General features: G+C 71.9%; 23 protein-coding genes. 14 read left to right on the top strand and 9 right to left on the bottom strand.

The window, feature by feature from the left end:
- Positions 1 to 114: 114 nt before the first annotated feature.
- Positions 115 to 1,047 (bottom strand): TetR/AcrR family transcriptional regulator, encoded by a 933-nt coding sequence (locus tag ACP15J_RS06575; protein WP_424936217.1) that lies wholly within the window; start codon positions 1,045 to 1,047, stop codon positions 115 to 117.
- 81 nt (positions 1,048 to 1,128) lie between these two features.
- On the opposite strand from ACP15J_RS06575, the gene ACP15J_RS06570 reads away from it, so the two are divergent.
- Both ACP15J_RS06570 and ACP15J_RS06565 read left to right on the top strand, forming a co-directional pair.
- A complete protein-coding gene (locus tag ACP15J_RS06570; RefSeq protein ID WP_424936216.1) occupies positions 1,129 to 2,025 on the top strand; it encodes an ATP-binding cassette domain-containing protein in 897 nt (298 codons plus the stop codon).
- Entirely contained in the window at positions 2,022 to 2,834 is an 813-nt protein-coding gene (locus ACP15J_RS06565; protein WP_424936215.1) for an ABC transporter permease, read from the top strand. Before ACP15J_RS06570 ends, ACP15J_RS06565 begins: the two co-directional genes overlap by 4 nt.
- 37 nt (positions 2,835 to 2,871) lie before the next feature.
- Here the strand turns inward: ACP15J_RS06565 and ACP15J_RS06560 are convergent, their stop codons facing one another.
- Complete coding sequence (locus ACP15J_RS06560) at positions 2,872 to 3,288, bottom strand: ArsR/SmtB family transcription factor (RefSeq protein WP_424936214.1); 417 nt, start codon at positions 3,286 to 3,288, stop codon at positions 2,872 to 2,874.
- Between the two features lie 76 nt (positions 3,289 to 3,364).
- Between ACP15J_RS06560 and ACP15J_RS06555 the strand changes: the two genes are divergently transcribed.
- The 3 genes from ACP15J_RS06555 to ACP15J_RS06545 all read left to right on the top strand — a co-directional run bounded on the left by ACP15J_RS06555 (position 3,365) and on the right by ACP15J_RS06545 (position 6,261).
- The gene (locus ACP15J_RS06555) at positions 3,365 to 4,780 is read left to right on the top strand and encodes a TrkH family potassium uptake protein (protein ID WP_424936213.1); all 1,416 of its coding nucleotides are present in this window, start codon (positions 3,365 to 3,367) and stop codon (positions 4,778 to 4,780) included.
- A complete protein-coding gene (locus tag ACP15J_RS06550; RefSeq protein WP_424980898.1) occupies positions 4,773 to 5,444 on the top strand; it encodes a potassium channel family protein in 672 nt (223 codons plus the stop codon). Before ACP15J_RS06555 ends, ACP15J_RS06550 begins: the two co-directional genes overlap by 8 nt.
- A 136-nt stretch (positions 5,445 to 5,580) precedes the next feature.
- Positions 5,581 to 6,261, top strand: a complete 681-nt coding sequence (locus ACP15J_RS06545) for an alpha/beta fold hydrolase (protein WP_424936212.1) — start codon at positions 5,581 to 5,583, stop codon at positions 6,259 to 6,261.
- A 54-nt stretch (positions 6,262 to 6,315) separates the two neighbouring features.
- Here ACP15J_RS06545 and proC read toward each other — a convergent pair whose 3' ends face one another.
- A complete protein-coding gene (proC, locus tag ACP15J_RS06540; RefSeq protein WP_424936211.1) occupies positions 6,316 to 7,155 on the bottom strand; it encodes a pyrroline-5-carboxylate reductase in 840 nt (279 codons plus the stop codon).
- 52 nt (positions 7,156 to 7,207) lie between these two features.
- On the opposite strand from proC, the gene ACP15J_RS06535 reads away from it, so the two are divergent.
- Positions 7,208 to 8,179, top strand: coding sequence for a cation diffusion facilitator family transporter (locus ACP15J_RS06535; RefSeq protein ID WP_424936210.1), 972 nt, complete (start codon positions 7,208 to 7,210; stop codon positions 8,177 to 8,179).
- Positions 8,180 to 8,187: 8 nt separating this feature from the next.
- Positions 8,188 to 9,072, top strand: coding sequence for an alpha/beta hydrolase (locus tag ACP15J_RS06530; RefSeq protein ID WP_424936209.1), 885 nt, complete (start codon positions 8,188 to 8,190; stop codon positions 9,070 to 9,072).
- Here the strand turns inward: ACP15J_RS06530 and ACP15J_RS06525 are convergent.
- The gene (locus tag ACP15J_RS06525; protein ID WP_424936208.1) at positions 9,061 to 9,792 is read right to left on the bottom strand and encodes a gamma-glutamyl-gamma-aminobutyrate hydrolase family protein; all 732 of its coding nucleotides are present in this window, start codon (positions 9,790 to 9,792) and stop codon (positions 9,061 to 9,063) included. The two genes, ACP15J_RS06530 and ACP15J_RS06525, sit on opposite strands and share 12 nt — an antisense overlap.
- A complete protein-coding gene (locus ACP15J_RS06520; RefSeq protein ID WP_424936207.1) occupies positions 9,792 to 10,394 on the bottom strand; it encodes an NUDIX hydrolase family protein in 603 nt (200 codons plus the stop codon). Before ACP15J_RS06520 ends, ACP15J_RS06525 begins: the two co-directional genes overlap by 1 nt.
- A 147-nt stretch (positions 10,395 to 10,541) precedes the next feature.
- Between ACP15J_RS06520 and ACP15J_RS06515 the strand changes: the two genes are divergently transcribed.
- Entirely contained in the window at positions 10,542 to 11,234 is a 693-nt protein-coding gene (locus ACP15J_RS06515; RefSeq protein WP_424936206.1) for an alpha/beta hydrolase, read from the top strand.
- Here ACP15J_RS06515 and ACP15J_RS06510 read toward each other — a convergent pair.
- Positions 11,207 to 11,566: a hypothetical protein gene (locus tag ACP15J_RS06510; protein ID WP_424936205.1), complete on the bottom strand. Its 360-nt coding sequence runs from the start codon at positions 11,564 to 11,566 to the stop codon at positions 11,207 to 11,209. The two genes, ACP15J_RS06515 and ACP15J_RS06510, sit on opposite strands and share 28 nt — an antisense overlap.
- 265 nt (positions 11,567 to 11,831) lie before the next feature.
- Between ACP15J_RS06510 and ACP15J_RS06505 the strand changes: the two genes are divergently transcribed.
- Positions 11,832 to 13,490, top strand: coding sequence for an ATP-binding cassette domain-containing protein (locus tag ACP15J_RS06505; protein ID WP_424936204.1), 1,659 nt, complete (start codon positions 11,832 to 11,834; stop codon positions 13,488 to 13,490).
- A 152-nt stretch (positions 13,491 to 13,642) separates the two neighbouring features.
- Here ACP15J_RS06505 and ACP15J_RS06500 read toward each other — a convergent pair whose 3' ends face one another.
- Positions 13,643 to 14,053: a DUF6157 family protein gene (locus ACP15J_RS06500; RefSeq protein WP_424936203.1), complete on the bottom strand. Its 411-nt coding sequence runs from the start codon at positions 14,051 to 14,053 to the stop codon at positions 13,643 to 13,645.
- Between the two features lie 105 nt (positions 14,054 to 14,158).
- Between ACP15J_RS06500 and ACP15J_RS06495 the strand changes: the two genes are divergently transcribed.
- From ACP15J_RS06495 to ACP15J_RS06480, 4 genes are all read left to right on the top strand, one after another.
- Positions 14,159 to 18,820 carry an ATP-dependent helicase gene (locus tag ACP15J_RS06495; RefSeq protein ID WP_424936202.1) on the top strand — a complete coding sequence of 1,554 codons (4,662 nt, stop codon included), beginning with the start codon at positions 14,159 to 14,161 and terminating at the stop codon, positions 18,818 to 18,820.
- Positions 18,821 to 18,834: 14 nt separating this feature from the next.
- Complete coding sequence (locus tag ACP15J_RS06490; RefSeq protein ID WP_424936201.1) at positions 18,835 to 19,647, top strand: EI24 domain-containing protein; 813 nt, start codon at positions 18,835 to 18,837, stop codon at positions 19,645 to 19,647.
- Positions 19,640 to 20,413 (top strand): DNA-formamidopyrimidine glycosylase family protein, encoded by a 774-nt coding sequence (locus ACP15J_RS06485; RefSeq protein ID WP_424936200.1) that lies wholly within the window; start codon positions 19,640 to 19,642, stop codon positions 20,411 to 20,413. The genes ACP15J_RS06490 and ACP15J_RS06485 overlap by 8 nt, the downstream gene beginning before the upstream one ends.
- Positions 20,414 to 20,517: 104 nt before the next feature.
- Positions 20,518 to 20,925, top strand: a complete 408-nt coding sequence (locus ACP15J_RS06480) for a hypothetical protein (RefSeq protein WP_424936199.1) — start codon at positions 20,518 to 20,520, stop codon at positions 20,923 to 20,925.
- 208 nt (positions 20,926 to 21,133) lie between these two features.
- Here the strand turns inward: ACP15J_RS06480 and ACP15J_RS06475 are convergent, their stop codons facing one another.
- Positions 21,134 to 24,646 (bottom strand): TM0106 family RecB-like putative nuclease, encoded by a 3,513-nt coding sequence (locus ACP15J_RS06475; protein ID WP_424936198.1) that lies wholly within the window; start codon positions 24,644 to 24,646, stop codon positions 21,134 to 21,136.
- 108 nt (positions 24,647 to 24,754) lie between these two features.
- Positions 24,755 to 25,573, bottom strand: coding sequence for an ammonia-dependent NAD(+) synthetase (gene nadE / locus ACP15J_RS06470; RefSeq protein ID WP_424936197.1), 819 nt, complete (start codon positions 25,571 to 25,573; stop codon positions 24,755 to 24,757).
- A gap of 172 nt (positions 25,574 to 25,745) precedes the next feature.
- Between nadE and ACP15J_RS06465 the strand changes: the two genes are divergently transcribed.
- On the top strand, positions 25,746 to 26,303 hold the full coding sequence (locus ACP15J_RS06465) for a hypothetical protein (RefSeq protein ID WP_424936196.1): 558 nt from the start codon (positions 25,746 to 25,748) through the stop codon (positions 26,301 to 26,303).
- Positions 26,304 to 26,317 lie beyond the last annotated feature (14 nt).

Below are 26,317 nucleotides of genomic sequence, written 5' to 3'. Positions count from 1 at the left end.
CGTACCCCTTTCTCGTTGTCCACACTTTAGGGGCTCGTGACGACGGGTGTAAACCCGAGTGGCTCCTGTGACCGCGGAGGGGCCATGTGCCCCGCCGTCTCCTGACCGACCGCCTCAGGAGGCGGCGCGCGCCTTCGCCAGCCTCTCCTGGGCGTCCCGATGCACCTGCCGCTCGACCTTGCGCGCGTTCCGCAAGGCCTTCTCCGCCTCGCGGACGGCCTTCTGCGCCTCACGGTACTTCTTGTCCCCCGCGACCTCTGCGGGGTCCAGCTCGACCCAGGCGCCCGCCGGAGGGTGCTCGCCCCCGGCGGTGAGCGTGTCGATCAGGCGCTCCACGCCGTCGAAGTAGCGGTCGAGGCCGAACCGGAACGGGTCGTCCTCGGCGGCGAAGGCACCGTCGTCAACGATCCGACGGAGCACCGGATACTCCTCGGCGGTCACCAGAAGGTCGAACAGCGCGCTCTCCTCCGCCGTCACCTCTGCCGGGGAGAGCCCGCTCACACGGGAGCGCTCGGCATAGCCGGCCTGGACGGTGCCGCACCAACGCGCCTGGCCGAGGACACCGAGCGCGACGGCCAGTCGCTCGCCGCTGCGCAAGGGCGTCTCCGCCAGCGCCGAGAGGGCCGCGTCCAACCAGGCTGAGCTGTTCGGTGTGATCGGCGCCCCGGAGATCGGGAGACCCAGCAGCCAGGGATGGCGCAGGTAGATCCGCACCTGCTCGGCGTAGAAGAGCTCCATCCGCGCCCGCCATCCCTCGGCCTCGAGGATCCCTTCCGGAGGAAGTCCGGTCGCCTCCTCCTGCATGAGAAGAAGCAGGTCGTCCTTGGCGCTGACGTAACGGTAGAGGGACATCGGCGTGAAGCCGAGCTTGGCGGCGACCGCCGCCATCGACACCGCGGCGATCCCCTCGGCGTCGGCGAGCTCGACCGCGGCGTCCACGATCCGCTCCACGCTCATCTCGCGCTTCGGCCCTCGCTGCGGGGCGGCTGCCACTCCCCAGGCGAGCGCGATACCGCGCGGGAGCTCCGGAGCGCCTTCGTCGTTCATATGAACATCCTACGTTGTGTATGCCCTAAACAGTGTGTTAGCGTCATAAACAGTTTCAGCCATACGCAGAAAGGAACGACGATGACCACCGCCATCGAAGTCAGAGGGCTGACCAAGCAGTACCGCGGCACTCCCGTGCTGCGCGGCGTCGACCTCGTCGCCGCGCAGGGCGAGATCGTCGCGCTGCTCGGCTCCAACGGCGCAGGCAAGACCACGACGATCTCGATCCTCACGACCCTTGCCCAGGCCGACGCGGGCGAGGCCATCGTGGCCGGTCACGACGTCCGCCGCGAGCCGGACCGGGTGCGACAGCGGATCGCCCTGACGGGACAGTCCGCCGCGGTCGACGACGCGCTCACCGGGACCGAGAACCTCGTCATGCTGGGGCGCCTGTCCGGCCTCTCCCCCCGCGGCTCGCGTCGGAGAGCGGAGGAGCTGCTCGGACGGTTCGCCCTCGAGGACGCCGCGTCGCGCCGTGTCAAGACCTATTCCGGCGGCATGCGCCGTCGGCTCGACCTCGCCCTGAGCTTCGTCGTCACTCCGCAGGTGCTCTTCCTCGACGAGCCCACCACGGGCGTCGACCCGCGAAGCCGGATGGACCTGTGGGACGTCATCCGCGGTCTCGCCGATGCCGGTACCACCGTCTTCCTCACCACGCAGTACCTGGAAGAGGCGGACCAGCTGGCCGACCGCATCTCGGTGCTCCACGAAGGCCGGATCGCGCGGACCGGGACGGCTGCGGAGCTCAAGGCGCAGTTCGGCACCGACACGCTCGTGGCCGAGGCACCAGACGGCACGGCGCTCGCCGAGGTCGCCACCGACGGGTCCATCGCCGGCGTCCGCCGCGCCCTCGCCGACCTCGAGGTCCTCCACCCCGGCGCGCGCGTGCAGCTGCGCCGTCCCACGCTCGACGACGTCTTCCTCGCCCTCACCTCGCCCGGCACCGCCGAGCCCGTCACCCTCCGGGAGCACGCATGACCGCCCTCACCCCTCCGACGCGGGCCGCCTCCCCCGCCCCCGCCGTCCGTCCGCGGCTGCGAGGCCTGGCCGCCGAGCGCGTCTTCGTCCGCCGCAGCCTCATCCTGTCGCTGCGAGACGGCGAGACGCTCTCGATGTCGATCATGCTGCCGGTGGCCCTCATGCTGCTGTTCACGTTCGTCTTCGGCGGTGCGATCGCGGGCGAGGGCAGCTACGTCGACTATGTCGTGCCGGGCATCATCCTCCTGTGCGCCGGCTTCGGCGCTGCGTCCACCGCCACCTACGTGTCGCGGGACATGTCCACCGGGATCATCGACCGGATCCGCACCATGCCGCTGCGCCCGGGCGCGGTCCTCACCGGGCACGTGATCGCGAGCCTGATCCGCAACCTCCTGTCCACCGCCGTGGTGTTCGGGGTCGCTCTCCTGCTCGGGTTCCGTCCCACCGCCGGCCCCGCCCAATGGCTGGGAGCCGCGATCGTGATCAGCGCGTACATCCTGGTGATCACCTACCTGTACGCCGCGATCGGCCTGGCGGCGGGAAGCCCGGAGGCTGCGGCGGGCTATGGGTTCATCCTCATGTTCGTCCCGTATCTGTCCAGCGCCTTCGTGCCGGTGGACACCATGCCGTCGTGGCTCCAGTGGTTCGCCGAGAACCAGCCCGTGACGCCGGTCATCGAGACGATCCGCGGGCTGCTCATGGGCACGCCGCTGGGCACGCAGCCGGCCTGGGCGCTGGGATGGTGCGCGGCGATCCTCGTCGTCTCCGTGCTCTGGGGGGCCTGGCTCTTCCGGCGCACCCGGCGCTGACGCGCCGCCGAGCGGATGGCTCTCTCGCGGACGGCTCTCAGGCGCCCAGGCGCTTGAGAGCCGTCTGCACGACGTGCTTGGCCGACGCGGCCGCGCGGCCGACGACCTCGGCCGCATGAGCGGCGCCCTCCGGCAGCGGCGGCACTGCCCCCGAGAGGTCGGGAGCGGAGTCGCCGTAGGCATCGACGAGGAACGGGACGAGCCAGTCGTCCACCTCCTCCAGCGGGGCGACGGCGATGCTGTAGAAACGACGCTGGCCGTCTTCGCGGACGGTCACGAGCTCCGCGTCACGCAGCACCTTCAGGTGCTTCGACACCGTCGGCTGGCTGATCCCCAGCTCGCTCACGATCTGCGTCACGCTGGTGCCGGCGTCCCCGTCCGCCGCGCGCCCGCGCAGGAGCTGGAGGATCTCCCGCCGCGTGCCGTCCGCGATCACGTCGAAGATGTCGGTCATGACTTCACGATAGTCGCGGGAGGGGCGGAGTACCATGACGAGGGCTCCGGAGTGGAGCATCGGAAGGGCGGAGGACATGGCACGCACCCTGGGGGCGACCGTGCGTTCCGCCGTGCATCTGGGCAAGGAGTTCACGACCTCCTCGCCGTCACGGTTCGCCATCGTCATCTTCTCGGCGCTGATCCTGCTCTTCACCGCTCTCCTGTCGCTGCCGGCCGCGAGCGCCGACGGCGTGGTGACCCCCCTCGCCGACGCGCTCTTCACGGCCGTCTCGACCATCTGCGTGACGGGTCTGGCGACCGTCGACATGGCCACGCACTGGTCTTTCCTCGGGCACGCCCTGATCTTCGTCGGGGTGAACATCGGCGGGCTCGGCGTGCTGACCCTGGCCTCGGTCATGGGTCTGGTGATCTCCAAGCGCCTGGGCCTTCGCGCCAAGCTCATCGCCGCGGGCGACACCAACCCGATGCGAGCCCACGGCGGACCCGTGAACGAGAGCCAGACCGTGCGTCTGGGCGAGGTCGGCCAGCTGCTGCGCACGGTCGCGATCTCAGCCCTCGTGATCGAAGCCGCCCTCGCCCTGCTCCTCTATCCCGCGCTCGTGATGGCCGGAACCGATCCGATCGCGGCTCTGTGGGAGGCTCCCTTCTACGCGGCGATGGCCTTCACCAACACCGGCTTCTCCCCCAATCCCGGCGGGCTCGCCCCCTTCGCTGACGACTACCTGGTCCTCACCCTCCTCATGGCCGGCGTTTTCCTCGGGAGCATCGGCTTCCCGGTGATCTACACCCTCACCAGGCACCTCTGGCACGTGAAGAAATGGTCGCTGCACACGAAGCTGACCCTCATCACGACGGTCCTGCTCTTCGTCATCGGCGCGGGGGTCTTCCTGCTGCTGGAGTACGACAACCCGCGCACGTTCGGATCGATGGACGCGGGCGAGACCACCTTCCAGGCGTTCTTCCTCTCCGCGATGACCCGCTCGGGAGGCTTCTCCGTGATCGAGCAGAGCGACCTCAACGGCTCCTCGCTGCTCGCGGCCTCGATGCTCATGTTCGTGGGCGGCGGGTCCGCCTCGACCGCCGGCGGCATCAAGGTCACGACCCTCGCGGTGCTGGCCCTGGCGGTGTGGTCGGAGGCGAAGGGCCGGCCCTCGGTCGAGGCGTTCGGCCGCCGGATCCCCAGCGACGTGCAGCGCGTCGCGCTCAGCGTCGTGGCGTGGGGAGCGACGATCGTCGCCGTCTCGACGATCACGATCACCCAGATCACCAAGGAGCCGGTCGTCGACGTTCTCTTCGACGTCATCTCCGCCTTCGGCACCGTCGGCCTCTCCACCGGTGTGACCGCGAGCCTCCCGGATCCCGCGGTCTACGTCATGGCGGCCACGGTCTTCATGGGCCGCGTTGGTACAGTGACTCTCGCCGCGGCGGTGGCCGCGACGTCCCGAACGCAGCTGTACTCGCTGCCCGTGGAAAGGCCGATCGTTGGTTGAAGTGCTGCGCAGCGACGCGCCCGTCCTCGTGATCGGACTCGGCCGGTTCGGCGCCGCCTGCGCCGGCGAGCTCGACCGCCTCGACCGCGAGGTGCTCGCGATCGACGACAGCCTGGAGCTGGTGCAGAAGTGGTCCGAGCGGGTGACGCACACGGTCCAGGCCGATGCCCGCAACATCGACGCCCTGCGCCAGATCGGCGCCCAGGACTTCCAGGTCGCGGTGGTGGCCGTGGGCTCCCTCATCGAGGCGTCGGTCCTCATCACGGCCAACCTCGTCGACCTCAAGGTGCCGCAGATCTGGGCGAAGGCGGTGTCGCAGTCGCACGGGAAGATCCTCGCCCGTGTCGGTGCCAACCACGTCATCTACCCGGAGCGTGAGGCCGGTGAGCGCGTGGCGCACCTCGTGAGCGGCCGCATGCTGGACTTCATCCGCTTCGACGACGACTTCGTGCTCGCCAAGATGTACCCCCCGAAGTTCATCCGCGGCGTGGGCCTGAACCAGTCCGGCGTGCGGACGAAGTACAACGTCACCGTCGTCGGGGTGAAGAGCCCCGGCAAGCCGTTCCGCTACGCCGAGGCCGACACCGTGGTGACCAACCACGACCTCATCATCGTCTCCGGCACGAACAGCGACATCGAGCGCTTCGCCGCCCTCGACCGCTGAACCCGGGACCGCGCGCCGGCGCCCTCGCACCGTCTCACCCGGTTCCGCGACGAGGTTCGAAGACCGTTCGGAGGCGGGAAGCGTAGAGTCGAGGTGTCGGGGCGACGATGCTCCCGCGCAGGGAAAGGAGACCCGGATGCCCGATTCCGAAGCCCTCGCCGAAGGCCTCTCCGCGCGCGTGATCACGACGACGCGACGACGCATCCGTGTGCTCGAGCGCGAGCGTGACGACCGCGCGACACCGCCGGAAGGGACCATCGTGCTCCTGCACGGCGCGGTCACCCCTGTGCCGTTCTGGCAGGAGCTGATGCGCGGCCTGCCCTCGGACCTGCGGGTGATCGCGATCGACCTCCGCGGCGCCGATCCGGTGGGCCGGGATCATCTTCCCGCCCTGACCGAGGAGGTCCGCACGGTTCTCGACGCGCTCGACGTGGACACCGCCCATCTCGTCGGCTGGTCGGTGGGCGGGGCGGTCGCCGTCCAGTACGCGCTCGATCATCCCGTGCTCAGTCTCACGTTGCAGACCGCCGACGACGGGGTCGATGCGACGGGCCTCCCCGAGGCGGCCGGCACCCCTCCCGTGCTGTGGATCCGTGGTCCCGGTGAACCCGCCGAGGCGATTCGCGAAGCCGCCGCCGCGTATGCGCGGACGGGCGGCGACGTCACCGAGGTGAGCCTGGACGGCGTCGGGGACGCGCCACATCGCGACCGGCCCTCGGTGTTCCGGCAGGCGCTGCTCGAGCGGATCGGCTACCTCGGCCACCCGCAGGACCCCGCGCCACCGACCGAGGCGATCATCCTCCGCTCGGCCGACTGACCGGCGCTTCGAAGGCCTCCTCCGGCCGGCAGACGCGGCAGGCCGGAGAAGCGGTCAGCCGCCGGCCGCGATCTCGCGTGCCCGTGCGAGCGCCGCGTCGGTCGCACGGGCGAAGACCTCGTCGAGACGCGCCTCGTGCAGCACCGCGACCGCGCGTTCGGTGGTTCCCTTCGGGCTGGTGACCTTCCGGCGGAGCTCGGCCGGATCCTCCCCCGTCGCCTCCAGCAGCGCAGTCGCCCCGACGAAGGTCTGCTCTGCCAACAGGCGCGCGTCGGCCTCGGCGAACCCCTTGCCCATCGCGGCCTTGGTGAACTCCTCGATGAGGAGGAAAACATAGGCCGGGCCCGAGCCGGAGATCGTGGACAGCGCGTCGATCTGGTCCTCCGGGACCTCCACCACCGAGCCGACGGTCTCGAACAGACGGCGGACCAGCGCGCGCTCGTCCGCATTCACGGACGCCGACGCGGCGAGGCCGGTCACGGCACGGCCCACCGTCGCCGGAGTGTTCGGCATCGTCCGCAGCGCACTCACCTCGGGGCCGAGGACGTCGGCGAAGGTCGCCAGCGTGATCCCTGCGGCGATGCTCACGACGATCGCGTCCTGGCGGAGGTGCGGACGGATCTCGGCGAGGAGGTCGGCGACCATCGCGGGCTTGACGCCCACGATGACGATCCGCGCCGACGCCGCCGCGCGGACGTTGCCCTCGGGATCCTCCGAGAGCGCGAGGCTGCGGACGCCTGCCAGAGAGTCGAGCGAGCGGGCGCGGTCGACGCTCCGGTTGGTGACGAGGACGTCCCCGTCGATCGGGATCCCTGAGGCGACGACGCCGCGGAGGATCGCACCGCCCATCGATCCGGCGCCGAGGAAGGCGAGAGACGGAAGCGCATCGGCCATGTCTCCATCCTACGAACGATCGGTCCCGCCACGCTGACCTAGACTCTTCGGCATGAGTGCATCCGGCGGCGGGAAGGCGATCCTCGCGGCGTTCCTGGCGAACATGGGAATCGCCCTGGCGAAGTTCGTGGCCTGGCTCCTCTCGGGGTCTGCGTCGATGCTCGCCGAGGCCATCCACTCGGTCGCCGACTCGGGCAACCAGCTGCTGCTGATGCTCGGCGGGCGCAAGGCCCGCCGCAACGCCGATCGCGAGCACCCTTTCGGGTACGGACGCGAGCGGTACGTCTACGCCTTCGTCGTCTCGATCATCCTCTTCTCCGTCGGCGGTCTCTTCGCGATCTACGAAGGCGTCGAGAAGCTGACCCACCCGCACGAGCTCGACAAGGCCTGGTGGTGGCTCCCGCTCGTCGTGCTGGTGGTCGCGATCGGCCTGGAGTCCTTCTCCCTGCGCACGGCCGTCAGGGAGAGCAACCAGGTGCGGGAGAAGGGACAGTCCTGGATCGCCTTCATCCGCCGTGCGAAGGCCCCCGAGCTCCCGGTCGTGCTGCTGGAGGACATCGGCGCGCTCGTCGGCCTCGTCTTCGCCCTGTTCGGGGTGGGCCTGACGATCCTCACCGGCAATCCGGTGTTCGACGCACTGGGCACGCTCATGATCGGCGCGCTGCTCGTCCTCATCGCCATCGTGCTCGGGATCGAGACCAAGAGCCTGCTGGTCGGCGAGGGTGCGAACGACGCGGACCACGACCGGCTCGTCGCCGCGATCGAGAACGGCGACGAGGTCGAGAGGCTCATCCACATCAAGACCCTCTACCTCGGCCCTGACGAGCTCCTCGTCGCGGCCAAGGTCGCCCTCACCTCCGACAAGCCGATCCGCGAGGCCGCCGGCGACATCGATGCGATCGAGGCGCGGATCCGCGCCGCGGTCCCGATCGCGCGGGTCATCTACCTCGAGCCGGACGTCTACCGCCCGTCGAAGGACCCGGCGCCGCCCACCGACGCCTTCGTGCTCCGATCCGAGGACTGAGCCGGCCCGTGGACCCGCTCGCCGAGGCGCTCGCCCGCGAGGAGCTCACCGACGAGGCCAGGGAGAAGCTGCGCGGACTCGAGCGCACCCTCGCGGACGACCCGCAGGCACGGCTGCTCTCGCTGTTCTTCCACGGCGCCGGGCCCCGTGCGGTCGTCTCCTTCGGCGACGTGGACCACGCCGACCTCGTCGCGGTGGTGATGCACGGGATCAACACCGACCTCTCCCTGTTCCCGAGGTGGGCGGGCATCGCCCGGCGCCTGTGCGCCGACGTGATCAGGGCCGTCGCGGGACGGGGCGGACGGGCGACGATCGCGACCGTCGCCTGGTTCGGATACGACTCCGGGGGCGACCAGTCGGCCCGCGCGACCGTGCACGCGACGATCGGCGCCGCGCGACTCTCGCTCGACCTCGACGCGATCGCGCGGCGCGCCCCGTCCGCCCGGATCGCCGTGCTCGCCTACTCTTACTCCTCGACCCTGTTCGGCGAGCTCGTGGCCCTCGGCGGCGCGGGCTCCGTGTCGGCCGCCTTCTCGATCGGCGCCGCCGGGATGACCCGTATCGCGGCCGGCGCGGTGGAAGATCTCATCGCGCAGGGACGGCTGAGCTTCGCCGCGACCGAGAGCGCCGCCGACGGCATCGCGCCGCTCGGGCGACTGGGGCAGCACCCGGTCGATCCGCGCGACATCGACGGCGCGATCGTCTACGGCTCCGACGGTGGGCCCGTCGACGGTCTGGACGGAGTTCGGGGCCTGGCGACGGACGGACACACCTCGCAGACATACGTGGACGAGCACGGCGTCACACGCCGCGGGTACTTCGATCCGGAGGCGCAGGCCTACCTCTTCGTCGTAGCCCGCCTCGCCGACCTCGCCACGGGATCAGGGCGCTAGCCACGTCGCGGACTCCACGAGCCAGCCGAACACCGGATCGCGGTCGAAGACCTCCGGATGCCATTGCACGCCCAGGACCGGCATCCCCTCCAGCTCGATCGCCTCGACGACGCCGTCCGGCGCTCGTCCGGTGACCGACAGCCCGGCGCCCGGACGGTCCACCGCCTGGTGGTGGAAGGAGTTGACTCGAGGCGCCTCGCCGTACAGAGCCGCCATCGTGCTGCCGGGCACCGTGCGCACCTCGTGCACCCGGTGGGCGCGGGGATAGGCATAGGAGCCGTGGGACTCCCCCTCGCCGAGGGGGAGGTGCTGGCGGAGCGTCCCGCCGCGCACGACGTTGAGGAGCTGGGCGCCGCGGCAGATGCCCAGCAGCGGTCGTTCCCGGGCGATCGCTGCGGCGATGAGCCCCGACTCGAACTCGTCGCGCTCCGGATCCACGGTGAGGGTGTGCGGACCGGGGGCCTCGCCGTAGCGCCGGGGGTCGACATCGTCACCGCCCGAGACGACGACCCCGTCCAGCCGTTCGACGAGGAGCGCGGGCGGGGCATCCAGCGGGAGGTGCACGGGCAGGCCTCCCGCGTCGAGCACGGCACGGGCGTACTCGCCGAAGTAGGTCTCGAGCGGCGCGTCGGAGAAGCCCGGAGGCGCATCGATCAGCGCTGCGGTCTTCCGCCGACCCGTGATCCCGATCAGCGGCCTGGCCGCATCCGTCCCTCCCATCAGCGCAGCAGGCCGAGGTGGGCGAGCGCCTGCCGGACGAGGGTGGCGCGACCGCCCTCCATCTCCGCGGCGAGCGCGTCGGAGACCGCCTCCTCCGGCGAGAACCAGGTGACCTCGAGGGCGTCCTGACGGGGCTCGCAGGTGCCGGTGACCGGCACGACGTACGCGAGGGAGACCGCGTGCTGCCGGTCGTCGTGGAAGGCGCTGACCCCAGGGATCGGGAAGTACTCGGCCACCGCGAACGGCACAGGGGACGCGGGGAGGAGCGGGAACGCCATCGGGCCGAGGTCGTTCTCGAGATGGCGGAAGAGCGCATCGCGCACGGTCTCGCCGAAGCGGACGCGGCCGGAGACGATCGTGCGCGTGATCTCGCCGAGAGGCGTCGCACGCAGCAGGATGCCGACGTCGGTGACCTGTCCCGCGCCGTCGGTGCGCACAGGGACGGCCTCGACGTAGAGCATGGGCAGCCGCCGCCGAGCCTGGGCGAGCTCGAACTCGCTGAGCCAGGCCGGGTTCGTCGCGCTCTCGCTCTCGAGGCCGTTCAGCCCCTCGGGCAGGCCGTCGTCGCCGGACGGATCAGGATCAGGGGTTCGCACCGACATGCTCCCTTTCTACCAGCGGCTCCTGTGGCGCCCCTCCCCGGCGCGACCTCGCGCACCCCGCGAGCGAGCCGGCCGGGAGACCGCGGCCGGCGGACGGGCCATCGCGGCGCGGAGCCATCGTGCACGGACGGCTGGCAGGATGGTCGGGTGAGCGCACGACCCGACATCGACCGCGATGCGGTCCGCCGCCGCGCCGTCGACGGCGCACCGCTGCTCGTCCTCCTGCATGGATACGGCTCGGACGAGAACGACCTCTTCGCCCTCGTCCCCTATCTTCCCGAGGACATCGGGATCGTCTCGCTCCCTGCCCCCCTCGACGCGCCGTGGCCGTCGCCCGGCCGTTCCTGGTATCCGCTCGACGAGCTGGAGCGGGGTGACGCCTCTGCGGCGACCGCGGCCGCCGAGGCCGTTCTCCGCTGGCTCGAGGAGAACGCGGCGGACGCGCCCGCGATCGCCCTCCTGGGTTTCTCCCAGGGTGCCTCGATCGCGCTGCAGACCCTGCGCCTGGCACCGACGCGGATCGACGCGGTCGTGAATCTCAGCGGCTTCGTCGTGCCGGGAGACCTGCCGCACGACGCGGAGCTGCGCGCCCGCCCTGCTCCCGCCTTCTGGGGCAGGGGCACTCGGGACGATGTGATCCGCGAGGAGCTGATCGCCCTCACCGCGCAGTGGATGCCAGACCACACGGAGCTGTCGGGACGGGTCTACCCCGGGCTCACGCACAGCGTCTCGGAGGAGGAGCTGGCCGACGTGCGCACCTTCCTCGACCGGTGGCGGGAGCGGAGCGAGGTCGGCGCCGCCGTCCGCGACAGTCAGGCCCGGGGGTCCGACGGCGGCTGAGCCCCGCCGTCGTGCGCTGCTCCGCCGTCGCGTGCTTCTTTGTCCCGTGCGCCCTCGCCCTGAAGGCGCCCGGGCTCGCCGGTACTCCCCTGGTCCCCGGGAGGCTCCTCCGCCGGGGACTCTCCCGACGCCGCCTGGCGCCGCATCCGAGCGCCGGTCACGGAGAACGCGGCCATGACCGCGACTCCCAGCCCCAGGCCGATCGCGATGCCCACGCCCATGTCCCGCAGCGCGCTGCCCAGAGCCACGCCGGTCCCCACCCCCACCGCCAGCCCGACGGCCCAGCTCATCCGCATCATCGTCTCACCGGGGCTCGTCCGCTCATCAGCCATGTCCCCACGATAGGCAGCGTCCGCCCGCGCGGCGACGGAGGCGCACGCCGCGACACGCCCGGGTTGCACGGACCTCCGACCGCGGAGTAACATTGAGCGTCCTGTCCGCCGTGTCTGGAAGTCCTTTGATCTGAATCGTCGCCTCCGCGTCCTTGACCACGCGCTGACCGACGATCCTTCCGCCACCGGCACCGGCCTCTCCCCGTCTTCTCCATAGACGTGACGCCGATCGCAGGCTCAGCGCACCCGCACCCGGGAGCCGCTCATGTCTACACCCACACCGTCCAACGCGGTCGTCCTCGATCGCCTCTCCTATGCCTGGCCCGACGGGAGCCCCGCGCTCGACGCGGTCTCGGGCTCCTTCGGCGCCGGCCGCACCGGCCTCGTCGGTCGCAACGGCTCAGGCAAGTCCACTCTGCTCCGCCTCATCGCCGGAGAGATCGCCCCGACGTCCGGCCATCTGATCGCGCACGGCGAGGTGGCCTACCTCCCACAGCGTCTCACCCTGGACACCAACGCCAGGGTGGCCGAGCTGCTCGGCGTCGCCGGCCCGCTCGACGCGGTCCGTGCCATCGCCGCCGGCGACGTCGACCCGGCACGTTTCGACGCGGTCGGCGACGACTGGGACATCGAGGCACGATCCGAGGCGTCCCTCGCCGAGGCAGGCCTTGACCCGTCGTTCCTCGACCGCACCGTCGGCGAGCTGTCCGGCGGTGAGGCGGTGCTGGTGGCGATCGCCGGGATCCGCGCCCGCCGCGCGCCGATCACGCTGCTCGACGAGCCGACGAACAACCTCGATCGGGAGGCACGGAAGCTGCTCTCTGCGATGGTGCGCTCCTGGCAGGGGACCCTCGTGGTCGTCAGCCACGACGTCGCTCTCCTGGACCTCATGGACGACACGGCCGAGCTCTACGGGCACGAGCTGAGCGTCTTCGGCGGACCGTACTCGGAATGGCGAGCATGGCTCGACGCCGAGCAGGAGGCCGCTCGCCAGGCCGAACGAGAGGCGGCGCAGACCCTCAAGAAGGAGAAACAGCAGCGGATCGACGCCGAGGTGAAGCTCGCCCGCCGCGCCAGGACGGCGCGGAAGGCCGAGATCGAGAAGCGTGTGCCGAAGATCGTCGCCCGCGGGCGACGGATGGCGGCCCAGGTCTCCGCCGGCAAGCTCCGCACCGAGGTCGGCGAGAAGGAGGCCACCGCACGGAGCGCCTGGGACGAGGCGGGGCGACGGGTGCGCGAGGACGACAGCATGTCGATCGAGCTCCCCGATCCAGGGGTCGCCCGGAGCCGCCGCATCCTCACGCTCGCCGACACCGGCGAGAGCGCGCGGTCCTGGATCGTCCAGGGCCCCGAGCGCGTCGCGCTCATCGGCCGCAACGGCGTCGGCAAGACCACGTTGCTGCGACGGATCGTGGCCGAGGAGCAGGCCGGCGCCGAAGGGGGCCCTGACGATCGTGGCCCTCGCGACGAGACGCCCGCGGCACGCGTCGCCTGGGAGCGGCACACCGATCGCGTCGGCTACCTGCCGCAGCGGATGGACGGGCTGGACGATGCGGCGAGCGCGATGTCCACCGTCGCCGCCCGTGCGCCGGGTGTTCCGGAGAAGGAGCTGCGCAACCGACTCGCGCGGCTCCTGATCCGTGGCGGCACTGCGGACCGCGCGATCGGCTCGCTCTCCGGCGGCGAGCGCTTCCGCGTGGCCCTCGCCGCGCTCCTGCTCGCCGATCCGGCACCGCACCTGGTCGTGCTCGACGAGCCGACGAACAACCTGGACCTCGACACGGTCGACCAGGTCGTCGAGGCGCTGCGGGCCTACCGTGGCGCCGTGCTCGTCGTGAGCCACGACGATGCGTTCCTGGACCGCCTCGATCTCGACCTCACGCTCGAGCTCGATCCGGTCGAAGGTCTGCGTCAGGTCGGCTGAGCTCCCGCGCACGACGGGCCCTGCAGAGGCCGGGACCGTCGTGCGGCGGCCAGGCCGCGGCCCGCGTCGCGGGTTCTGGTACTGGTTCTGGTTCTGGTTCTGGGCTCACTCGGCCCAGGCCCAGGACAAAAGCCGTCGTGCCGTGCCGCGGGTCACGCCCGGCGCGAGCGCATCGCGCGGGTGTGCCCCAGCGCGGGCTCGGCCGCGAGAAGGTCATACTGCTCCGACTCGCGCGGCACCAGGGCGACCCTGCCCTCCGCGTCGTGGTGAAAGCCCCATCCGTAGCGCTTCCCGAGCGGCGAGGCGCGCAGGCACGCCTGCCCCCGTGCGAAGAACGCCTCCCGGGCCGCGGGCCGCTCCTCGTCGGAGAGCCCCTGACGGAGCGCCCAGGTCTCGAAGATCACGTCGTCCGACGTGCGCGCGTACGGCGCCTCCGCGAGCAGGCGGTAATGCAGTGCGGCGATCGTCGGATTCTCCCCCGTCGGCGGCTCGACGGCGTGATCGACGGGGCAGTCCTCCGCGACCTCGATGAACGTGTCGGTGTAGTTCGTCGTGTGCGCCATGCCTCCAGCATCCGACGTCGAGGGCGCCAGGGCAACACGACCCGCCCTCCCGCCGCTCTCGGCGAACGCGAGGCCGATGTCCTCGGCACCGGCCAAGATGGGGGGATGGGCGACGTGCTCGACCGCTTCACCCCGGCCACGCAGGACTGGTTCCGGGGTGCGTTCACCGCGCCCACCGCGGCCCAGGCCGGGGCCTGGGACGCCATCTCCGGCGGTCGGCACGCCCTCGTCGTCGCGCCGACCGGATCGGGCAAGACCCTCTCCGCCTTCCTCTGGGCCATCGACAGCGTCTTCCGCGAGCGCGTCGCCGAGGCCGCGGACGACACCGTGCAGAGGGAGAGCCGGTCCCGGACGCGGATCCTCTACATCTCGCCGCTGAAGGCCCTGGGAGTCGACGTCGAGCGCAACCTGCGCTCGACGCTCATCGGCATCGGACAAGCCGCGCGGCGCCGAGGGGAGCCCGCCCCCGCCGTCACGGTAGGCGTGCGCTCGGGCGACACGACCTCGGCCGACCGGCGCCGGCTCGTCGCCGAGCCGCCTGACATCCTCATCACCACGCCCGAGTCCCTCTACCTCATGCTCACCAGCCGCGCCGGCGAGACCCTGCGCAGCGTGCACACGGTGATCGTGGACGAGGTGCACGCGGTCGCGGCGACCAAGCGCGGCGCGCACCTCGCGCTCAGCCTGGAGCGCCTTGACGCCCTGCGCGCGGCGGCGGGCATCGCATCGCCGGACGGAGCCGAGCCCGCGCGCCCCGTGCAGCGCATCGGCCTGTCGGCGACCGTGCGCCCGATCGACGAGGTGGCCCGGTTCCTCGGCGGCGCGCAGCCGGTCGAGATCGTGGCCCCTCCGGCCTCGAAGACCTTCGCCCTCGACGTCGTCGTCCCCATCGACGACATGCTCAACCCGCCGCCCCCGCCCGGTGTCCCCGCGCCGTCCGCGGGCCAGGGCGGCGACGCGCTCGGCGAGAACACCGAGATCACCGGCTCGGTGTGGCCGCATGTCGAGGAGGCGATCGTCGACCGGATCCTCGCGAACCGCTCGACCATCGTGTTCGCCAACTCCCGCCGGCTCGCCGAGCGGCTGACCGGGCGGCTGAACGAGATCTACAGCGAGCGCATCGGGATCCCGCTTCCCGAACCGGTCGTCCCCGCCGCGACCATGGCGCAGGCGGGGTCCACCGCCGGCGCCGAGGCCGTGCTCGCGAAGGCCCACCATGGCTCGGTCTCCAAGGAGCAGCGGGCTCTCGTGGAGGAGGAGCTGAAATCGGGCGCACTGCGCTGCGTCGTGGCCACGAGCAGTCTCGAGCTGGGCATCGACATGGGCGCGGTCGACCTGGTGATCCAGGTGGAGTCCCCGCCGTCGGCAGCCTCCGGGCTGCAACGCGTGGGGCGGGCAGGACACCAGGTCGGCGAGATCAGCCGCGCCTCGCTGTTCCCCAAGCATCGCGGCGACGTGCTGCACACCGCCGTCGTGACCGAGCGCATGCTGTCGGGGCAGATCGAGGCGATCTCGGTCCCCCGCAACCCGCTCGACATCCTCGCCCAGCAGACCGTCGCGGCCTGTGCGCTCGACCCCCTGGACGTGGAGCGCTGGTTCGAGACCGTGCGCCGCAGCGCGCCCTTCGCCTCGCTCCCCCGCTCCGCCTACGAGGCGACGCTCGATCTCCTCGCCGGCCGTTACCCCTCCGACGAGTTCGCCGAGCTCCGCCCGCGTCTGGTCTGGGATCGCGACGCGGGCACCCTCACCGGCCGTCCCGGTGCCCAGCGGATCGCGGTGACGAGCGGCGGGACCATCCCCGACCGGGGGCTGTTCGGCGTGTTCGTCGCCGGAGAGACGACCGGCGCCAGGGTGGGTGAGCTCGACGAGGAGATGGTCTACGAGTCGCGGGTCGGCGACGTCTTCACCCTCGGCACCACCAGCTGGCGGATCGCGGAGATCACGCACGACAGGGTCAACGTCGTCCCCGCCTTCGGCCAGCCGGGCCGGGTGCCGTTCTGGCACGGCGACGGCCTCGGCCGCCCGTACGAGCTGGGCGAGGCGCTGGGTCGCTTCACCCGCGAGGTGCACGCCGCGACGCCGGAGAAGGCGCGGGAGCGGCTGGGCGCGGCCGGACTCGACGAACGGGCGCAGGCGAACCTCCTCGCCCACCTCTCCGAGCAACGGGAGGCGACCGGGACGCTCCCGACCGATCGGTCGCTCACGGTGGAGCGGGGGCGTGACGAGATCGGCGACTGGCGCGTGATCCTGCACTCGCCGTTCGGAATGACCGTGCACGCCCCCTGGGCCCTCGCCGTGAACGCCCGGGTGCGCGAGCGGCTCGGAGTCGAGGGCTCGGCGGTGGCGAGCGACGACGGCATCATCGTGCGGGTCCCGGATGCGGATGCCGAGCCGCCAGGCGCGGAGCTGTTCGTCTTCGAGCCGGACGAGCTGGAGCGGATCGTGACCGACGAGGTCGGCGGCTCGGCCCTGTTCGCGTCGCGGTTCCGGGAGTGCGCCGCCCGGGCGCTGCTCATGCCGCGCACCAACCCCCAGCGCCGGACGCCGCTCTGGCAGCAGCGGCAGCGCTCGGCCCAGCTCCTGGAGGTCGCGCGTCGTCACCCCACCTTCCCCGTCATCCTGGAGACCCTGCGCGAGGTGCTGCAGGACGTCTACGACCTCCCCTCCCTCCGCCGACTCGCGACGGCGATCTCCGAGCGCCGGATCCGGCTCGTCGAGACGCAGACCTCACAGCCGTCGCCGTTCGCGCGCGACCTGCTGTTCGGCTACGTGGGCGCGTTCATGTACGAGGGCGACTCGCCATTGGCCGAGCGACGAGCAGCGGCCCTCTCGGTCGATCCCGCCCTGCTCGGCGAGCTGCTCGGCACGGTCGAGATGCGCGAACTGCTCGATCCCGGAGTCATCGCGCAGTTCGAACGAGAGGCGCAACGGCGGGAGCCGACCCGACGTGCCAGGGGCATAGAGGGCGTCGCCGACCTCCTGCGCCTGCTCGGCCCTCTCGACGCCGCCGAGGTGGCCGACCGGCTGGAGCCCGCCGACGGCTCCGCCGAGCCTCCCCTCGCCGAGGCCGCTGCGCACCTGACGGCCTTGGCAGAGGCGCGACGCGCGATCGACGTGACGATCGCCGGCGTCCCGCGCATCGCCGCGATCGAGGACGCCGGGCGCCTGCGCGATGCGCTCGGAGTCCCGCTCCCTGTCGGCATCCCGGTCGCGTTCCTGGAGCCAGTCGCCGACCCTCTGGGCGATCTCGTCGCACGGCATGCGCGCACCCACGGCCCGTTCCCCGCCGGCGACGTCGCCGCCCGCCTCGGACTGGGCACGGCGATCGTGCGTCAGTCCCTGCAGCGGCTGGAGGCCGACGGGCGGGTGGTCGGCGGCTTCTTCCTGCCGGAGGGTTCCACCGGAGCAGGAACGGACGGGGAATGGTGCGACACGGAGGTGCTGCGGCGGCTGCGGATGCGCTCGCTCGCGGCGATCCGCGGGAGCGTGGAGCCGGTGTCGCCCGAGACCTTCGCCCGGTTCCTGCCGGAATGGCAGCACCTCGGACGCCCGCTGGAGGGCATCGACGGCGTCGCGACCGTGATCGAGCAGCTCGCGGGCGTCCCGATCCCGGCGAGCGCCTGGGAGTCCCTGATCCTCCCCCACCGGGTCCGCGACTATGCTCCGGCGATGCTCGACGAGCTCACCGCGACGGGCGAGATCGTCTGGGCGGGACACGGGACGCTGCCCGGTCGCGACGGCTGGGTGTCGCTGCATCCGACCGACCTCGCGCCCTTCACCCTGCCCGACCCGCCCGAGCAGCCCGATCCCGGATCGCTGGAGGAGCGGCTGCTCTCCGCCCTCGCCGGCGGCGGCGCGTTCTTCGCCGCCCAGCTGCGGGAGGCGACCGGCGCCGAGAACGAGCAGTCCGTGACCGAGGCGCTGTGGAACCTCGCCTGGACGGGGCACGTGACCAACGACACGTTCGCCCCGATCCGCACGCTGCTCTCCGGCGGCTCCCAGGCTCATCGGGTCACCCGACGGACGCCGCGCACGCGCACCTTCCGAGGGATCTCCCTGGCCCGCCCCTCCGCGGCTCCCCGCCCCGCGGCGGTCGGGGGGCGCTGGTCGCTCATGCCGGCCCGCGAGACCGACCCCGCACGACGCGCGACGGTGACGGCGGGCCTCCTCCTCGACCGCTACGGCGTGGTGACCAGGGGCTCAGTGCAGTCCGAGGGTGTGCCCGGCGGGTTCGCCCAGGCGTACCGGGTGCTCGCCGGCTTCGAGGAGGCGGGGCACTGCCGCCGTGGCTATGTGATCGAACGTCTCGGCGCGGCGCAGTTCGCCGCCTCGGCGACGGTCGACCGCCTTCGCGGGTTCTCCGGCCTGGCCGATCCGCCTCCGCGGACCGCGATCGTGCTCGCCGCCACCGACCCGGCCAATCCCTATGGCGCCGCACTGCCGTGGCCCCGCCGGGACGACATCTCGCACCGGCCGGGGCGCAAGGCCGGCGCCCTGGTCGTCCTGGTGGATGGCGCGCTCGCGCTCTATCTCGAACGCGGCGGGCGCACGGTGCTCTCCTTCGTCGACGACGCCGACGCTCTGCGTGCGGCCGCGACGGAACTCGCCGCCACCGCACGGTCACGACGCCTCGACACGCTGACCGTCGAGAAAGTGAACGGTCAGGGCATGTACGGGACCGAGAACGGCGCCGCGCTGGGCACGTTCCTCCAGGAGGCCGGCTTCGTCGCCACGCCCCGTGGCTTCACGCTCCGGAAGGTCGTCTGAGCTTGGGGATGGGCATGGACCAGAGCGCACGTCGTGCCAGTCCGGCCGCCGTGGCGGGAGAGCTCGCCGGCGGTGTGGCGACGCTGGGGCGCGGGTTCGGGTTCTGGCGCGTGCGACCCGGGCTGATGACGCTGGGGCTCCTCCCCGCTCTGCTCGCGTTCCTGCTCCTGGCCGCCGCGCTCGTGCCGCTCCTGCTCTCGCTGGGCTCGATCGCCGAGGCGATCACGCCGTTCGCCGACGGGTGGATCGAAGGGTGGCGGATCGCGGTGCGGATCGCCGTCGGATCGGTCGTGCTCCTCGCAGGGGTGCTGCTCGCCGCCGCCGTCTTCACCGCCCTCGCGCTGACGATCGGCGATCCCTTCTATCAGCGCATCTGGCGCGCCGTCGAGCAGGAGCTGGGCGCTCCGCCCGCCGACGAGGGCTCCTTCTGGGCGAGCGTGGGCGAAGGCCTCCGAATGGTCGGCCTTGCGACCGTGACCGGGGCGATCGTCCTGCTCACCGGTTTCCTCCCCCTCGTCGGCGGTCCGCTCGCCTTCGTCCTGGGCGTCGTCCTGAACGGGCGGATGCTCGCCCGTGAGCTCACCGGACGAGCATTCGACGCCCGACGCCTGAGCCGGCCGGAGAGGACGGCCCTGTTCCGCCGCCGGCGTGCACGGGCTCTCGCCTTCGGCGTCGCCGCCCAGCTCTGCATGCTCGTGCCGCTCGGCGCGGTCCTCGTCATGCCGGCCGCGGTCGCCGGCGGAACGATGCTCGCCCGCGACCTGCTCGGAGCACTGGACGAGGCACGAACGGATCAGGCACGGGCGGAGGAGACGGATCGTGCCTGAGGGCGACACCGTCTTCCGCGCCGCCCGGCGGCTCGACCGGGTGCTCCGCGGCGCCGAGGTCACCCGCTTCGATCTCCGGGTGCCCGAGCTGGCCACGGCCGACCTGCGCGGAGAGAGCGTGCACGCGGTGGTCGCGCGGGGCAAGCACCTCCTCCATCGCATCGGCACGATGACCCTCCGTTCCCACCTGCGGATGGACGGCTCCTGGCACGTGTACCGTCCCGGCGAGCCCTGGCGCGCGCCGGCCTTCCGCGCGCGGGCGGTCATCGAGACGGCGGACGCGGTGACGGTCGGCTTCGACGTGTCGATGCTCGCCCTCGTCCCGACGCGGGAGGAGCAGAGCCTCGTCGGCCATCTCGGGCCCGATCCGCTCGGCGCGGACTGGGACGCCGACGAGGCCGCACGACGGGTGGGCGCCGACCCGCGCCCGATCCACGTGGCCCTGCTCGATCAGCGCAATGTCGCCGGCTTCGGCAACGAGTACGCCGCCGAGCTTCTCTTCCTCCGCGGCGTCCTGCCGGCCAGGCCCGCACGGGAGGTCGACGCGAAGGCCCTGCTCGACCTGGGCGCACGGACCGTCCGCGCCAACGTCGACCGTGTCGATCGCACGTTCACCGGCATGGCCAGGCGAGGACAGACGACCTGGGTGTACGGCCGGGACCGTCGTCCCTGCCGGCGCTGCGGCACGCTCATCCGGAGCGGCGAGCTCGGCTCCGTGCCCACGGAGGAACGCATCACGTTCTGGTGTCCCCGCTGCCAGCGCTGACGGTCGGGGTCGCGCTTTCGCGTCCTCCCGAGTCGGGAATGAATCCGCAGGCGTCGTGGTTGTCCATATATCCGGGAGGAAGAACCCGGACACGGGAGGTTTTCGTGGGTAAGAACTACGTCGACATCGAGGACAACCAGGGCAGCACGCTGCGGTATCGAAAGCATGCCAACGGTCGTGGCCTCGTCGCGCATGGCGCCAAGGTCCACCCGCAGGCGCTCGTCGAGGCCGGGGCCTATGTGGAGCCCGGTGCGAAGGTCGGCGCCGGCGCACGCGTGGCCCGCGGCGCATGGATCGAGCCCGACGCCGTGATCGGCGTCAATGCACGAATCGACGCCCATGCTCACATCGGCATGGGAGCGACGGTCGGCGACGGCGCCACGATCGGCGTCCGCACCGACATCGGTGCCGGGGCGCGCATCGCGCGCGGAGCCAAGATCGGTGACGACGAGACGGTGGCCGCCGGCATGCATCTCGCGACCGATCAGAAAGGTCTCTGGCTCGCCGCCTGAGCACCCCGGGCGTACCAGGCGCCTCGACCCCGAACGGTCAGCGCACGGTCTTGTCCCACCCGGTTTGAAGGCCCCGGATGGCTGACGTTCCTCCGGATGGCGGCGGACACGCCCCGCGACCGTCGGCCAACCGTGCGGCAGGCAGCCATCCGGATCAGGACCTGCCGCGGCGGATCGAACGCGAACCGCCCACGGCAAGGTCACGAGCTCAGTCGCGATCCGCGCCGACCAGCCGCGCGAAGGCGCTGAGGCGTGCGACCCCCTCCGGTGTCCACGGCAGGTCATCCAGAAGAGCCGGCGAATGGACGAGGTAGGCCACGGCCTTCGCCCGTGAGAGCGCCACGTTCAACCGGTTCTGCAACAGCAGGAACTCGGGCCCGCGCGGAGCGTCCCGCCCGCTCGACGCGGCGAGGGACGTGATCGAGACCACTGCCTCCTTGCCCTGGAAGTTGTCGACCGTGCCCACGGCGACGCGATCGAACCCCGCCGCCGCCAGCTCATCGTGGAGGAGTTGACGCTGCGCGTTGTACGGTGCGACGACGATGACGTCCTCGGCGGCGAGAGGGCGGGCGGGCGCATCCGCCGCCGCCATGGCGTCGCGGTAGGGCCGTCCGACCAGATCTCGGACGATCCGCACGACCTCGGCCGCTTCCTCGGAAGACTGCGTGGCGTTGCCCCGATGCCGCACCGGCACGACGTGAAGGCCCGGGGTGATGCCCTCGATGATGCGCCGTTCGGTGCCGGGCGCCGAGGCCAGGCGCCCGGCGTACGCGAGCCGGGAGACGGGGGCGGCGACATCCGGGTGCATCCGCCACGAGCGGGCGAGGAAGGCCCCGTGAGCCGGGTCGATGACCGCCTGCCCCGCCATGACCCAGCCCAGCGCGGAGGTGTCGACGGGCTCCGGATGCGCACCCTGGCTCACCTGCGGAAGCTGCTGCGGGTCTCCGAGCAGGAGCAGGTTGCGAGCCGCGGCGGCGACCGCGATGGTCGACGCGAGCGAGAACTGACCTGCCTCGTCGATGACGAGCAGGTCGAGGCCGTCGCGCTCCACCCGCCTCGTGTTGCTGAAGTCCCAGGCCGTGCCGCCGACGACGAACCCTTCACCGCTGCGCTCGGCGATGAACGCGGCCATCCCGTCCTTGCGGATCGGGGTGTAGGCGGGCTCCGCCCCCTCCGGGTCCTTCGGCGCCTTGGCCACCTGCGCCGCGGGGACGCCGTCGGCCACGACCCGTTCCAGCAGGTTCTCGACGATCGCATGGGACTGGGCGACGACGCCGATCCGGTAGCCGTGCTCGCGCACGAGCCGGGAGATCACCTGCGACCCGGTGTATGTCTTGCCGGTTCCCGGAGGACCCTGCACCGCGAGGTAGCTGCGGTCGAGGTCCAGGACGCCACGGACGATCGCGTCGACCACGTCGTCCTCCGCGACGGGCAGAGGCTCGCCGGAGAGCGTGCGCGGAGCGATCCGCCGCAGGACGTCGGTGGCGGCGTCCTGCGGGAAGCCCGGCGCGGCCCGCAGCACCTCGCCCGCCCATTCCTCGATCGCGCCCTGCAGCGAGACGACCCGGGGAGGCGCGGCGGGTGCGAGCGCGAGCGGCACCTCGGACCAGGTCTGCCCCTGCACCGCCTTCTCGCGCACGATGAAGCCGTCCTCGGTGACCTCGACGATCTCGACCTCGTGCGGGACGTGGATCACGCGCGAGGGGAACTCCCCGTCGAACGGCGCGGGCACCGCGTAGAGCGCGAAGGGCCGCGCTCCGGCTCCGATCGTGCTGCCCGGGGCGAGCTCGCCGCGCAGCTCGACGAGACGGCTCTGAGCCCGCGCGCCCTCTTCCATCCCCCAGTCCTCCACCACCTGGGAGAGCTGCGGATCGACCCGCAGCACGTCGCGCGTGGACTCCCACAACGACACCGGCTCCCGCAGCCGCTGGAAGTGCCCGAGCCAGAAGCTCTTCGCCTCGCGCGGGTAGTAGTCGATCGCGGCCGCGGCCACCCGGTGGACCTCGCCGTCACCGCCCTCGGCGTCCGCGCGCTGGGCCTCGGCCTGCAGCGCGAGCGACAGGGGCGACGGCTCGTAGGCGCGCGTCTCCGGGTCGTCCGGCGGCGCAGGGAGGACGTTCTCGCGCCGGGCGATGCCGATGAGCCAGTCGCGCAGCCGGCGCGTGGACACGCAGTCGTAGCGGTTGTAGTCGGCGAGGTCGGCGAGGATCGCGTCGGCCTGCGCCTTCTGGCCCTCGGCGGCGAGGGCACGCGCCTGCACGTACTGGACGATGGACTCGTCGCCCTTCTGCACGTCGCTCGTGCGTACCTCGTCTCCCATGTACAGCGGCTCGAGCTTCTTGATCGAGTATGACCGGGACCCGATACGAATCGTGCGCAGGACGATCGGATAGAGGTCGACGAACACGCCCTCGCGCAGCAGCCGGTCGACCTCGGCCTCCCCCTCGCCGTAGCGGGCAGCCATGGCGGCCAGATGAACGGGCTCGTACGGGGCGTAGTGGTAGATGTGCAGATCGGGATGGGCCTGCCGACGGAGCGCGACGACGTCGAGGAAGCTCCGCAGCGCGGCGCGCTCCTCAGCGAACGTGTGCGCCCAGAGCGCCGAGTACTGCTCCGCGTCGTCGACCCATCCGAAGAGGTAATCGATCCCCCATGGTGCGCCGTCGGCAGGCTCGGTGTAGAGCGGATCTCCCTCGAAGTCGAAGAACAGATCGCCCCGGCTCGGTCGGGGCATCATCCCGATCGCCGCGGCCGAGACCACCTCGTACGGTGGCGGGGAGCCGGCGTCGGCGGGGGCGCCGACCTGCAGCCGCGCCTGCGCCCGCAGCGACGCGAAGGTGTCGGCGCTCATGCCCTCTGGCGCGTCCGCCGCGGCGGCGAGCTCGTCGATCGTCGTGACGCCGGCGGCGCGGAGGCGCTTGCGCTGCACCGGACGCATACGCGCGACCAGCAGGAGATCACGATGGGCCTCGACCTGTTCCTCGCAGGTCGCGCACCTTCCGCAGGCGACGATCTGGAGATCTCCGCGATCGTCGCCCCAGGCGAGCGGCTCGCCCCCCGCGCCGTCACCGACCCGGCGGTCGGCGATGAGCGCTCGCAGACGCGCCCGGCGCACCCGGAACAGCGGGAGGAGGTCGTCCACCGCGTGCGTGCTGATCGACCGGTCGCCGAGGATCAGGTCCACCTCGTCCGCACGGGGGATGCCGAGAAGGTCGAGCTGATCCACATATGCCGCCAACTGCATGAGTGCGGTGACGCGCGCTGTCCGTGCGAGCTTGGTGTCCTGCACCCGCCAGCGCCCGTCGTCGTCTCGCAGCAGGAAGTCGGCGAAGCCGACGAACTCCGGAGTCGAGAACGCCGCCTGGAACACGACCTGCGCGGGAGAGCGCAGCGCCCGCCCGGTGTCGGCCACGACCTCGTCGAGCGCCTCCGGATCCGCGGACGACACCTTGGGAAGCTCGACGACGCCCACCGAGCCGTCGACCGCGCGGCCGAAACGCGCGAGATAGTCGTCGAGGACCGCTCTCTCGTGCACGTCTCCGAGCGCCGCGGCGCGCAGGAGCGTCGCATCCTCCGGGTCTTCGACCGCGGGGATGCGCCCGAGCTTGGCATCGAGCGCGCGAGCCCAGGCGAACTCGCACTCCGCGGCGAGCTTCAGATCGGTGGCGCTCCAGACGACGCGAGCCTCAGCGGAGTCCGTCGGTGAAGGGATGACGCGCACGGGAACTCCTTGTCCGCGGTGGGGCTGCCGCTCCTTCGACCCTAGACGCCGCCGCAGACATGGCCCGGACGCCGGACGCCGCTCACCCGTTCTCGGAAGACCGGACCGTCAGCGCCACCAGTCGTCGTCGGGGACGACCGGCAGATGCCGCTTGTGCGCGGTCGCGCGGTACCTCGCCTCGATCCGCGCGGCCACCTCAGCGTCCACCACGCGCCCCTCCAGATAGTCGTCGATCTGGAGGTAGGTGAGGCCCAGCTCGTCCTCGTCGGCGCGACCCGGCGTGCCGTCGAGGAGGTCGGCGGTGGGGATCTTGAGCCAGAGACGGTCGGGCGCGCCGAGCTCCTGCAGCAGCGTGCGTCCCTGGCGCTTGGTGAGCCCCGCGAGCGGCGTGAGGTCGGCCGCACCGTCGCCGAACTTGGTGAAGAACCCGGTCACGGCCTCCGCCGCGTGGTCGGTGCCGATGACGAGCATGCCCCGCTGACCGGCGATCGCGTACTGCGTCACCATCCGCAGCCGGGCCTTGATGTTCCCACGGGTGAAGTCGCTGATCTCCCCGACGCCGGCGCCCTCGAGATCGCGCTCGAGCCCGTCCACGCCGTGCTCGATGTTCACATCGACCCGCTCGTCTGGCTCGATGAAGTCGAGCGCGGCCTCGGCGTCGTCGGCATCGTGCTGGACGCGGTAGGGAAGCCGCACGGCGATGAAGGCGGCGTTCCCGCCCTCCCCGCGGATCCGCTCGACGGCGAGCTGCGCCAGGCGCCCGGCGAGCGTCGAGTCCTGGCCGCCCGAGATCCCCAGGACGTAGCCGTGCGCGCCGGTGCGCCGCAGATAGTCGGCAAGGAAGCCCACGCGCCGCTCGATCTCGGCGCGGGGGTCGATGTCCGCACGCACGCCCAGGGCGGCGGCGATCTCCTGCTGCAGGGTCACGGGTCCTCCGATCGTGGTCTGCCGGACGCGCGGCTCCGACCGGTCGGGCACGCGCTGTCTCGGGTCTCCAGTATCCGCCCCCCGCGTTACGGCCGTGTGAAGCGGCGCGGCCGCGCCTTCCGGTGCCCTGACGTCGAGGGGCGGCCGGCGGGGCGGATGCGAGGATGAGAGGGTGAAACTCCTCGTCGCCGCGCTCGACTCCGAGCTGTCCGCCTTCCCCGCCGCGCTCCCCGGCTTCGACCGCCTGGTGACGGGCCCGGGCAAGCTCAAGGCCGCGTTCGGGCTGACGCGCGCGCTCGACGCCGCACGGTACGACGAGCTCCTCGTCGTCGGCACCGCGGGAGCCGTGGACGACGCCCTGGACACCGACGTGTACGAGGTCGGAGCGGCGATCCAGCACGACGTGCAGGACCTCGACGGCGTCGTGGGGCGGCACGTGTCGCTCCCCCCGAGGGTCGAGACCGGCCGCGAAGGGCTCACGATCGCGACCGGCGACAGCTTCGTCGACGATCCCGTCGTCGTCGCGCGCATCCGCGCCCTCGGCGGCGTGCTGGTCGACATGGAGACCTTCGCCTACGTGTGGGTCGCCCAGCGGTTCGGGGTGCCGATCCGTGTTCTTCGCGCGGTGTCGGACCGGGCGCAGGACGGCGCGACCCAGATCTGGGACGAGGTCGTCGCCGACTGCAGCGCCCGGCTCCGCACCAGGGTGCAGGCCGAGTACGGCGTCTGACGCGATCGCCGCCG

Source organism: Microbacterium sp. S308A+, assembly GCF_049800815.1.
Lineage (GTDB): Bacteria > Actinomycetota > Actinomycetes > Actinomycetales > Microbacteriaceae > Microbacterium.
Note: the sequence above shows the minus strand (reverse complement) of the source record. Positions and strands in the feature narration are given on the sequence as shown.

Bases quoted from the DNA above. Each gene is read 5' to 3' on its own strand.
- ACP15J_RS06575 (WP_424936217.1), bottom strand. From the start codon at position 1,047: ATGAACGACGAAGGCGCTCCGGAGCTCCCGCGCGGTATCGCGCTCGCC.
- ACP15J_RS06570 (WP_424936216.1), top strand. From the start codon at position 1,129: ATGACCACCGCCATCGAAGTCAGAGGGCTGACCAAGCAGTACCGCGGC.
- ACP15J_RS06565 (WP_424936215.1), top strand. From the start codon at position 2,022: ATGACCGCCCTCACCCCTCCGACGCGGGCCGCCTCCCCCGCCCCCGCC.
- ACP15J_RS06560 (WP_424936214.1), bottom strand. From the start codon at position 3,288: ATGACCGACATCTTCGACGTGATCGCGGACGGCACGCGGCGGGAGATC.
- ACP15J_RS06555 (WP_424936213.1), top strand. From the start codon at position 3,365: ATGGCACGCACCCTGGGGGCGACCGTGCGTTCCGCCGTGCATCTGGGC.
- ACP15J_RS06545 (WP_424936212.1), top strand. From the start codon at position 5,581: ATGCCCGATTCCGAAGCCCTCGCCGAAGGCCTCTCCGCGCGCGTGATC.
- proC (WP_424936211.1), bottom strand. From the start codon at position 7,155: ATGGCCGATGCGCTTCCGTCTCTCGCCTTCCTCGGCGCCGGATCGATG.
- ACP15J_RS06535 (WP_424936210.1), top strand. From the start codon at position 7,208: ATGAGTGCATCCGGCGGCGGGAAGGCGATCCTCGCGGCGTTCCTGGCG.
- ACP15J_RS06525 (WP_424936208.1), bottom strand. From the start codon at position 9,792: ATGGGAGGGACGGATGCGGCCAGGCCGCTGATCGGGATCACGGGTCGG.
- ACP15J_RS06520 (WP_424936207.1), bottom strand. From the start codon at position 10,394: ATGTCGGTGCGAACCCCTGATCCTGATCCGTCCGGCGACGACGGCCTG.
- ACP15J_RS06510 (WP_424936205.1), bottom strand. From the start codon at position 11,566: ATGGCTGATGAGCGGACGAGCCCCGGTGAGACGATGATGCGGATGAGC.
- ACP15J_RS06505 (WP_424936204.1), top strand. From the start codon at position 11,832: ATGTCTACACCCACACCGTCCAACGCGGTCGTCCTCGATCGCCTCTCC.
- ACP15J_RS06500 (WP_424936203.1), bottom strand. From the start codon at position 14,053: ATGGCGCACACGACGAACTACACCGACACGTTCATCGAGGTCGCGGAG.
- ACP15J_RS06495 (WP_424936202.1), top strand. From the start codon at position 14,159: ATGGGCGACGTGCTCGACCGCTTCACCCCGGCCACGCAGGACTGGTTC.
- ACP15J_RS06490 (WP_424936201.1), top strand. From the start codon at position 18,835: ATGGACCAGAGCGCACGTCGTGCCAGTCCGGCCGCCGTGGCGGGAGAG.